At 49.8% G+C, this 8644-nt stretch carries 12 protein-coding genes; 1 reads left to right on the top strand and 11 read right to left on the bottom strand.

The features are described from left to right. From R3177_RS10760 to yceD, 9 genes are all read right to left on the bottom strand, one after another. On the bottom strand, positions 1 to 436 hold a 436-nt coding region (locus tag R3177_RS10760; protein WP_318971032.1), incomplete at its 3' end, for an aminotransferase class IV. A gap of 96 nt (positions 437 to 532) precedes the next feature. Further along, positions 533 to 1771 carry a beta-ketoacyl-ACP synthase II gene (gene fabF, locus R3177_RS10755; RefSeq protein WP_318971031.1) on the bottom strand — a complete coding sequence of 413 codons (1239 nt, stop codon included), beginning with the start codon at positions 1769 to 1771 and terminating at the stop codon, positions 533 to 535. An 80-nt stretch (positions 1772 to 1851) separates the two neighbouring features. Further along, positions 1852 to 2088 (bottom strand): acyl carrier protein, encoded by a 237-nt coding sequence (gene acpP, locus R3177_RS10750; RefSeq protein WP_008223041.1) that lies wholly within the window; start codon positions 2086 to 2088, stop codon positions 1852 to 1854. A 127-nt stretch (positions 2089 to 2215) separates the two neighbouring features. Beyond that, the gene (gene fabG / locus R3177_RS10745; protein ID WP_318971030.1) at positions 2216 to 2962 is read right to left on the bottom strand and encodes a 3-oxoacyl-ACP reductase FabG; all 747 of its coding nucleotides are present in this window, start codon (positions 2960 to 2962) and stop codon (positions 2216 to 2218) included. Between the two features lie 2 nt (positions 2963 to 2964). Beyond that, positions 2965 to 3906 carry an ACP S-malonyltransferase gene (gene fabD / locus R3177_RS10740; RefSeq protein ID WP_318971029.1) on the bottom strand — a complete coding sequence of 314 codons (942 nt, stop codon included), beginning with the start codon at positions 3904 to 3906 and terminating at the stop codon, positions 2965 to 2967. Positions 3907 to 3945: 39 nt separating this feature from the next. Next, complete coding sequence (locus tag R3177_RS10735; protein WP_318971028.1) at positions 3946 to 4905, bottom strand: beta-ketoacyl-ACP synthase III; 960 nt, start codon at positions 4903 to 4905, stop codon at positions 3946 to 3948. 6 nt (positions 4906 to 4911) lie between these two features. Next, complete coding sequence (plsX, locus tag R3177_RS10730; RefSeq protein ID WP_318971027.1) at positions 4912 to 5952, bottom strand: phosphate acyltransferase PlsX; 1041 nt, start codon at positions 5950 to 5952, stop codon at positions 4912 to 4914. A 6-nt stretch (positions 5953 to 5958) separates the two neighbouring features. Further along, positions 5959 to 6123, bottom strand: coding sequence for a 50S ribosomal protein L32 (rpmF, locus tag R3177_RS10725; protein ID WP_019675618.1), 165 nt, complete (start codon positions 6121 to 6123; stop codon positions 5959 to 5961). Between the two features lie 15 nt (positions 6124 to 6138). Beyond that, positions 6139 to 6666 (bottom strand): 23S rRNA accumulation protein YceD, encoded by a 528-nt coding sequence (yceD, locus tag R3177_RS10720; protein ID WP_318971026.1) that lies wholly within the window; start codon positions 6664 to 6666, stop codon positions 6139 to 6141. Positions 6667 to 6827: 161 nt separating this feature from the next. Between yceD and R3177_RS10715 the strand changes: the two genes are divergently transcribed. Beyond that, the gene (locus R3177_RS10715) at positions 6828 to 7433 is read left to right on the top strand and encodes a Maf family protein (protein ID WP_318971025.1); all 606 of its coding nucleotides are present in this window, start codon (positions 6828 to 6830) and stop codon (positions 7431 to 7433) included. 12 nt (positions 7434 to 7445) lie between these two features. Here R3177_RS10715 and R3177_RS10710 read toward each other — a convergent pair whose 3' ends face one another. Together R3177_RS10710 and R3177_RS10705 are read right to left on the bottom strand one after the other, a co-directional pair. Continuing rightward, positions 7446 to 8120, bottom strand: coding sequence for an HAD-IA family hydrolase (locus R3177_RS10710; protein ID WP_318971024.1), 675 nt, complete (start codon positions 8118 to 8120; stop codon positions 7446 to 7448). A gap of 16 nt (positions 8121 to 8136) precedes the next feature. After that, positions 8137 to 8644 (bottom strand): pseudouridine synthase (locus R3177_RS10705; RefSeq protein ID WP_318971023.1); only part of this gene is annotated, 508 nt, incomplete at its 5' end.

Below are 8644 nucleotides of genomic sequence, written 5' to 3'. Positions count from 1 at the left end.
GCTTTAACAGTACCTGCTCCAGTCGGTTACAATGCTTTAAGCCAGCCAGTGCCGGCTGCACTGCCAGGCGCAGCTCAGCCAGCGCTAATCTGACCCCCTGCTGTCGCCAGGTACTGTAATCCGGCAATGTGCCATAGGTGATGACCGGCCCGGTAGCCGTGATACCCAGTGGGCTGTAGCCCCGACTGCCTTCGCCGCGGGAGATCTGAATTTTTAATACCGCTTCACTCAGCTTCTGAGCCGCTATGGTGTCGGTCAGAGCACGGTATATCTGCTGCCAGTCGGCAATGTCAATTGCCAGCCTGCGGGCAGTATACTGCAACCGCGCCAGATGCAGCGGCCACAGTTGCGGTACACCGCCGCTTACCCGGATGGTGCTGAAAAAGCCGTCACCATATAAAAAACAGCGATCATTGCTACGTATAGTGTGGGTCACGTGACTGTATAACAACAGGGAAATAAGGCCGAGTATGCCTTAAATTACAGATAAAACAAAGGCTGCAACAGCAGCCTTTGCCTACAAGACAAATCACTATATCCGCTTAAACAGGATAGAGCCGTTAGTACCACCAAAACCGAAAGAGTTACACAATGCATACTCAAGCTTTGCCTGGCGGGCACTGTGCGGCACATAATCCAGATCACAACCTTCACTGGGGTTATCCAGGTTAATGGTCGGCGTCACCAGCTGATCCTTCAATGACAACACGGTAATAATAGACTCGACTGAACCAGCAGCCCCCAGCAAATGCCCCATCATCGACTTGGATGAACTGACCATCAGATTTGCCGGCTTCGCACCGAAAATCGATTTAATCGCCATGGTTTCTGCAATATCACCCGCCGGCGTAGAGGTACCATGTGCATTAATGTACTGCACCTGCTCCGGATTAACCCCGGCATCCTGCAGGGCATTCTTCATTGCTAATGCGGCACCGGTACCACTTTCTGGCGGCGACGTCATATGATAAGCATCACCGCTCATGCCAAAGCCAACCAGCTCGGCATAAATTGTCGCGCCACGGGCTTTGGCGTGCTCGTACGCTTCTAAAACCATCACCCCGGCACCGTCACCCAGCACAAAACCATCCCGATCTTTGTCCCATGGCCGGCTGGCTTTTTCTGGTGCATCATTGCGGGTTGATAGTGCTCTGGCTGCACCAAAACCGCCCATCCCCAGTGGTGTAGACGCTTTTTCAGCACCGCCGGCTATCATGGCATCGGCATCACCGTAGGCAATCATTCGCGCCGCCTGACCAATATTATGAACACCGGTGGTACAGGCAGTAACAATACTAATGTTCGGCCCCTGTAACCCCAAGCTAATCGATAACTGGCCGGCTATCATATTGATAATGGTTGAGGGGACAAAAAATGGCGATAACCGTTTCGGGCCGCTGTTAAGCAATTTAGTATGGTTTTCTTCGATCAACCCCAGGCCACCGATACCGGAACCAATAGCGGCGCCGATCCGCGCTGCATTTTGCTCAGTAACTTCAAGCCCGGAATCACGAAATGCCTGAATACCGGCAGCGACTCCATACTGAATAAACAAGTCCATTTTCTTGGCATCTTTCGCCGGAAAATAGGGCTCAATATCAAAATCTTTAACCAAACCTGCAAATTTTGTAGTGTAAGCACTGGTGTCGAAATGTTCAATAAAGCCAATACCACTCTGGGCCTGCTGCATCGCCTGCCAGCTACTGGAGACGTCGTTGCCCAATGGCGTTAACATACCCAGTCCCGTCACTACCACACGACGTTTTGCCATCGTGTCCTCCGTCTTAACAAATTATATCTGTCTTGAAACGAAAACGGGTAGCTAAGCTACCCGTTTTACAAGCTTTTCGCTTACTCAGCGTGAGCTTTAATGTAATCAATCGCTGACTGAACAGTCGTGATTTTCTCAGCTTCTTCGTCAGGGATTTCAGTATCGAATTCTTCTTCCAGCGCCATTACCAGCTCTACTGTATCCAGTGAGTCGGCACCCAGATCATCAACAAAAGACGCTTCGTTTTTCACTTCGTCTTCTTTAACACCCAGTTGCTCGATGATAATTTTTTTAACGCGTTCTTCGATGTTGCTCATCTTTTCTTCCTTTTTCTCATATAAATCGCAACAATTCGTGCAATTTTGTGTGGCGCTAGTTTATGCGTAAGCTGCAACTGTTGCAAGCGTGCTTACCAGCATTTTTTGCTGGTCAAACCTGCTCTGCCTATAGCATATACATTCCGCCGTTAACGTGAATTGTTTCACCGGTAATATAAGCTGCCGGTGCCGACACTAAAAAAGCGACTGTCGCAGCAATTTCTTCCGGTTGGCCCAGGCGGTTTGCCGGTACCTGAGAAAATATTGCTTCTTTTTGCTCATCAGACAGCTCTTTCGTCATATCTGTGTCAATAAAACCCGGGGCCACAGCATTAACTGTGATGCCGCGTGACGCCACTTCGCGCGCCAGTGATTTGGTAAAACCCAGCACACCGGCTTTCGCTGCGGCATAATTCGTTTGTCCGGCATTTCCCATAGAGCCAACCACTGAACCGATAGTGACAATGCGACCATAACGTTTTTTCATCATGCTACGCAAGACCGCTTTACTTAAGCGGAACACCGATGTCAGATTGGTTTCAATAATGTCAAACCATTCATCATCTTTCATCCGCATCAATAAATTGTCACGGGTGATACCGGCATTATTAATCAAAATATCAATTTCGCCAAACTGGTTTTTGATTTCTGTTAAACATTGTTCAATAGAGTCAGTATCAGTCACGTTCAACACCAGCCCTTTGCCGCTATCTGCCAGATACGCAGAAATGGCTGCCGCACCTTTTTCACTGGTCGCCGTGCCAATAACTTTAGCACCCAATGCGGCTAACTGTTCAGCGATAGCCCGGCCAATACCCCGGCTGGCGCCGGTAACTAGGGCAACTTTGCCTTCTAATGAGAGTAAATGTGTCATCGTTATTCCTGTGTTAACTGAGTTAATGCCGTCTCTAAAGACGCCTGATCATTCACTGAACTACTGGTTAAATTTTTGTCGATCCGTTTTATCAGACCACTCAGTACTTTACCGGCCCCTAACTCGATAACATCAGTCACACCATTCGCTGCCAGCCATTCAATAGTTTCAGTCCAGCGTACCGGGCTGTATAACTGACGTACCAGTGCCTCTTTGATCGCAGCACTGTCGATGGCAATACTGACATCAACGTTGTTGACCACTGGCAACCGGGGAGGATTAAATTCAAGCGCGGCCAAATCAGTTGCTAACTGCTCAGCCGCCGGGCGCATCAGCGCACAGTGTGACGGCACGCTGACCGGCAGCGGTAAAGCCCGCTTTGCCCCGGCGGCTTTACACAGTTCACCCGCGCGTTCAACTGCTGCTTTATGTCCGGCAATTACCACCTGACCTGGTGAGTTATAATTTACCGGCGCCACGACTTCACCGTCAGCGGCCTCAGCACAGGCCTTGGCAATAGCAGCATCGTCCAGACCAATAATGGCTGACATACCACCCACACCCGGTGGCACGGCCTGCTGCATATAGTTGCCACGCTGTTCAACCAGCTTTACTGCAGCACCAAGGCTCAATACCTCAGCGCATACCAGGGCTGAATACTCACCCAGAGAGTGACCGGCAAGATAAGCCGGTGCAGCTCCGCCTTGCTGTTGCCATAAGCGCCATATCGCGACGGATGCCGTCAGCAAGGCAGGTTGGGTGCGATGCGTTTCATTTAAATCTGCTTCCGGGCCGTTCGCCACTAAATCCCACAGATCGTAACCCAGGGTGGCAGAGGCCTCAGCAAAAGTGTTTTTAACGATATCATGCTGATACAGCTCATTGAGCATGCCAACGCTTTGTGAACCCTGACCGGGGAAAACAATTGCAAGTTTCTTCGTCATTTTTAGTCCTGCAGGTTTAACCAATACTGAAAATACAAATTAATAACGGACTAGTGCCGAGGCCCAGGCAAAACCACCACCAAAAGCTTCCAGCAATAAGGTCTGCCCGCGCTTTATCCGGCCATCGCGAATGGCTTCATCCAATGCAGTTGGCACAGTCGCAGCCGACGTATTGCCGTAGCGGTCGAGATTAATAACAACCTGATCCATCGACATATCCAGCTTACGGGCCACAGCGGCAATAATCCGTAAATTCGCCTGATGTGGTACCAGCCAGTCAATTTCTGACTTATCCATATTGTTGGCGCTAAGTGTCTGTTCAACGACCTGCGATAATTTGGTCACAGCCACTTTAAAGACGTCATTGCCTTTCATGCTGCCCCAGGAGTTGTGGACAGAGCGCTCATCACCCCGGATAGGGTTATCCACATACAACAGTTCTGAATATTTACCGTCAGCATGAATATGGGTCGATAAAATACCCGGTTGTTCAGAGGCCTCCAGTAAAACGGCACCGGCTGCATCCCCGAATAAAATGACCATCGAACGGTCTTCCGGGCTGACCAGCTGTGACAAACAATCGGAGCCAATCACCAGAATACGTTTGGCAATGCCGGTTTTGATATACTGATCAGCGACACTTAAACCATAACAGAAACCCGCGCAGGCGGCGGCGATATCAAAAGCCGGGATAGCCGCAATTCCCAGCTCCCGTTGTATTTCACAAGCTGCGCTGGGGAGTGCACGGGCAGCGCTGGTGGTCGCACAGATAATCATATCGATACTGTTTTTATCTACCCCTGCTGCATCTATGGCTTGCAATGCCGCCTGGGCACCCATGGTTGCTACTGTTTCATCAGCGCCGATAATCCGCCGCTCTTTAATGCCGGTTCGCTCGATTATCCACTCGTCGGTGGTTTCGACCATGGTTTCCAAATCAGAGTTGGTGCGAACTTGCGTCGGGAAGTAACTCCCGGTACCAATAATGCGTGAGTACATGCGAACCTATGCTTTATCTATTAATACGTGTTCCAGCCGATCTTTAATTTTGGCAGGCACCTGGCGTTCCACCTCGCGCACTGCTTGTCGGATGGCACTTAAAAATGCGTCTTTTGTCGCATTTCCGTGACTTTTCACTACAATTCCGCGCAATCCTATCAGACTTGCGCCGTTATAGTGGTCGGGGTTCACCCCCTGATAAAGACTTTTTATAAAAGGTTTCAGTAACCAGCCAAAAAGCCGGGCACTGGCTTTTTGGCGTAAACTGGCTTCAAACCTGCGCAAAATCAGTTTGGCGACCCCTTCACAGGTTTTCAGTGCCACATTACCGACAAAACCATCACAGACAATGACATCTGCTTTACCGGAAAAAATATCATCACCTTCGATATAACCAATATAATTGATGTCATTGCAACTGGTCAGTAACTGAGATGCGCGCTTAATTTGGTCAGAGCCTTTTATTTCCTCTTCGCCCATATTCAGCAGCGCCACTTTAGGATAGCGGATACCGACGACCTCTTCAGCCATCACCGAGCCCATTACCGCAAACTGAAATAAGGTATCAGCATCACAATTTACCGTGGCACCAAGGTCAAGCATATACACCGGGTTACCTTTGCAACTGGGCAGACTACTGACTAATGCCGGGCGTTCAACCCCGTTGAGCATTTTCAACACATAATGCGCCATAGCAATTAAGGCACCGGTATTGCCGGCACTGACACAGGCCTGCACCTGCTGCTGTTCCACCAGATCGAGCGCGCGGCGCATTGACGACTCACGTTTGTTACGCAGCGCGACAGAGGGCTTATCGGCCATGCTGACATCATTGTCGCTGGCTACCAGGCTAAGCTGAGGATGAGGAAAACTATTATGGAACTGTAACTGCTGTTGCAATACGGCAATATCACCACATAACACCAGGTTTAACCGGGGGAATTCTGCAATCGCTGCCAGGGCGGCAGGAATGGTAGTAAGGGGGCCATGGTCGCCCCCCATCATATCTAAAGCAAGCTTAATCTTAATTGGCTGCACCAGGTGCATCCAGGCTTACTTTACTTTACGGCCTTTGTAGAAACCATCGGCAGTAATGTGGTGACGACGATGCGTTTCACCTGTTGTTGAGTCAACTGACAGCGTAGGGCCAGTTAACGCATCGTGAGAACGGCGCATGTCACGACGTGCACGAGATTTTTTGTTTTGCTGAACAGCCATTGTCTTTCTCCTAAATCACTTTTTTTTCAGTTCTTGCAGTATGGCAAAGGGGTTTGGTTTTTCTGGTTCTGGCCCGATGTCTCCGAAGCTCATCGCATCAGCGCTGATATGGCACTGTGCTGCATCATGCATCGGAAACAGTGGTAAAGCCAGAATAAGTTCATCCTCAACCAACTGCCGTAAATTTATTTCGCCATGCTCGTCGCGTTCGATGACATCATACCGCTCTGGCACCAGTGCCAGCACAGGATCATCATCCCCTTTAACCGGTGTATAGACAAATTCGCAGCCTAACGCCAGCTTCATGGGTTCGCCACAACGCTCACAACAGACGGTTACCTGACAAGCTGCATCGCCGTTTAACACCGCAAGGCCCTGCTCATCTGTACCGCATTCAATTCGTACTGTTACATCACCTTGTTTTTCAACCAGGCTTTCCGTTAACCGGGTTAACGTTTGTAATGGCACTATGCCATCAAAAATCGACCGCTTTTGAGCGGCTTTAACCGGGTCCAGCGTAACAGGTATTTTCACTTTTTGCATAAGGCGCGCATCATATAGAACCCACCCCCTGCTGTCAAAGGGTTCCCACAGTTTTTTATACTTTTTATCAGCTGAAATTGCCAGACTGTATCGCTTACTTTGTGAAAAGAGCACGGCCTTGGCATAATAATCAATTCAATCGTTATATAAGGGAAGTTAATATGTCTCAGTCTGCCCTGCCGCCGCTATATCTGGCATCGACTTCACCCTATCGCAAACAGTTACTCGCGAAGTTAACCCCGCATTTTACCACCATCAAACCGGATACTGATGAAACGCCTTTACCAGACGAAGATGCAACCGCCCTGGTGCGCCGGCTGGCTCGCAGCAAAGCACAGGCGGTTGCCACCACATTGCAAGCGGGGCTGGTTATCGGTGCTGATCAGGTTGCGGTGTTTAATGGCCGGATTATCGGCAAACCGCATACCGTCGAGAATGCCATTGCTCAGCTGCAACAATTCAGCGGCCACAGTGTCACCTTTTTAACCGGTCTTGCGCTGATAAACGCGGCAAGCGGTCACTGCCAGCTTGCGGTCGAGCCTTATACTGTCAGCTTCCGATCATTGAGTGACACTGAAATTATCGCCTATGTGGAACGGGAACAGCCGCTCGATTGTGCCGGTAGTTTTAAAAGTGAAGGACTGGGGATCAGTCTGTTTACGGCCATGCGCGGCGATGATCCGAATAGTCTGATTGGCCTGCCACTTATCAGGTTGCTCCATTTACTTCGCAATGAAGGTATTAACCTGTTAACCACCAGCCGGTAAGCTGGCACGCGTTTAAATATGTGGTAACAGCGCCGGCAGATCATCGATAATCGCTTTTGGCTGAAACTGACGTAACACCTCAGCGCCGTGCACGCCATGCGTTACCCCAACCCGGGGCATGTTAATGGCCTGAGCCATTTTCATATCATGGCTGGTATCTCCAACCATGATAGCATTGGCCGCAGCGACGCCTAACTGTTTACTGATTTGCAGCAACATATCAGGATGCGGCTTTGACTGTGCTTCATCGGCACACCGGCTGGTGACAAAATAATGGCCCAAGCCGGTTTCAGCGAACATCCTGTCCAGACCCTTTCTGGCTTTGCCAGTAGCCACTGCCAGCAGAATGTTTTGCTCAGCAAGGGTTTTCAGCACCTGCTCCGCGCCGTTAAACAGCGGGGTGGGCGTCGTGTCATAAATGGTGTAGTGATCGCGATAATGTTCAAATAACTGGCTGCGCTGTGCCTGATCAGTATCAGGGAATAATAATGCAAAGGCAGGATCAAGACTCAAACCGATAATCTGTTTTACCGCATGACTGCTTGGCACAACCAGCCCGGTCAGGCCGGCGGCAGCCTGCATTGATGATACAATGCGGCCAATCGAATCCATCACGGTGCCGTCCCAGTCGAAAATAACCAGTTTCACCTCTGCCATACTACTTTTTTCCACACTATTTTTATCCAAATTACTGTTATCCAAACTACTTTCTCGTTAATCTTGTCAGGGTGTTTTCCAGCTGCGCATCAAGTGGCGCATCAATTCGCATTGTCGTCTGGCTTATCGGGTGAATAAAACTCAGACTTTTAGCGTGCAGAAACAGCCGGTTTAAACCGAGCTGGTTCATCACAGCGCTAAAGTCGTTATCACCGTATTTATCATCACAGGCGATCGGATGACCCTTACAGGCCGTATGTACCCGAATTTGATGTGTGCGGCCGGTAACCGGAAACGCTTCTACCAGGGTGCCCTGCTGATAACGCTGCAGGATCCGAAACCGCGTTTCAGATGGTTTGCCGTTGACTTCGTCAACTTTTACCACCCGCTCGCCGGATTGCAGCGTATTTTTGCGCAGTGCATCAGTCACTTTACGAACCTTATTGTCCCAGTCACCACTGACCAGTGCCCAGTATTTCTTTTCAACCGTTTTATCCCGCAGCTGAGCATGCAAATGCGTCAGCACTGAGCGTTTTTTAGCGATCAGTAAGCAG

The organism is Arsukibacterium sp. (assembly GCF_033722355.1).
GTDB lineage: Bacteria > Pseudomonadota > Gammaproteobacteria > Enterobacterales > Alteromonadaceae > Alishewanella.
Note: the sequence above shows the minus strand (reverse complement) of the source record. Positions and strands in the feature narration are given on the sequence as shown.

Coding starts and splice junctions, on each gene's coding strand:
- fabF (WP_318971031.1), bottom strand. CDS start 1,771: ATGGCAAAACGTCGTGTGGTAGTGACGGGACTGGGTATGTTAACGCCA.
- acpP (WP_008223041.1), bottom strand. CDS start 2,088: ATGAGCAACATCGAAGAACGCGTTAAAAAAATTATCATCGAGCAACTG.
- fabG (WP_318971030.1), bottom strand. CDS start 2,962: ATGACACATTTACTCTCATTAGAAGGCAAAGTTGCCCTAGTTACCGGC.
- fabD (WP_318971029.1), bottom strand. CDS start 3,906: ATGACGAAGAAACTTGCAATTGTTTTCCCCGGTCAGGGTTCACAAAGC.
- R3177_RS10735 (WP_318971028.1), bottom strand. CDS start 4,905: ATGTACTCACGCATTATTGGTACCGGGAGTTACTTCCCGACGCAAGTT.
- plsX (WP_318971027.1), bottom strand. CDS start 5,952: ATGCACCTGGTGCAGCCAATTAAGATTAAGCTTGCTTTAGATATGATG.
- rpmF (WP_019675618.1), bottom strand. CDS start 6,123: ATGGCTGTTCAGCAAAACAAAAAATCTCGTGCACGTCGTGACATGCGC.
- yceD (WP_318971026.1), bottom strand. CDS start 6,666: ATGCAAAAAGTGAAAATACCTGTTACGCTGGACCCGGTTAAAGCCGCT.
- R3177_RS10715 (WP_318971025.1), top strand. CDS start 6,828: ATGTCTCAGTCTGCCCTGCCGCCGCTATATCTGGCATCGACTTCACCC.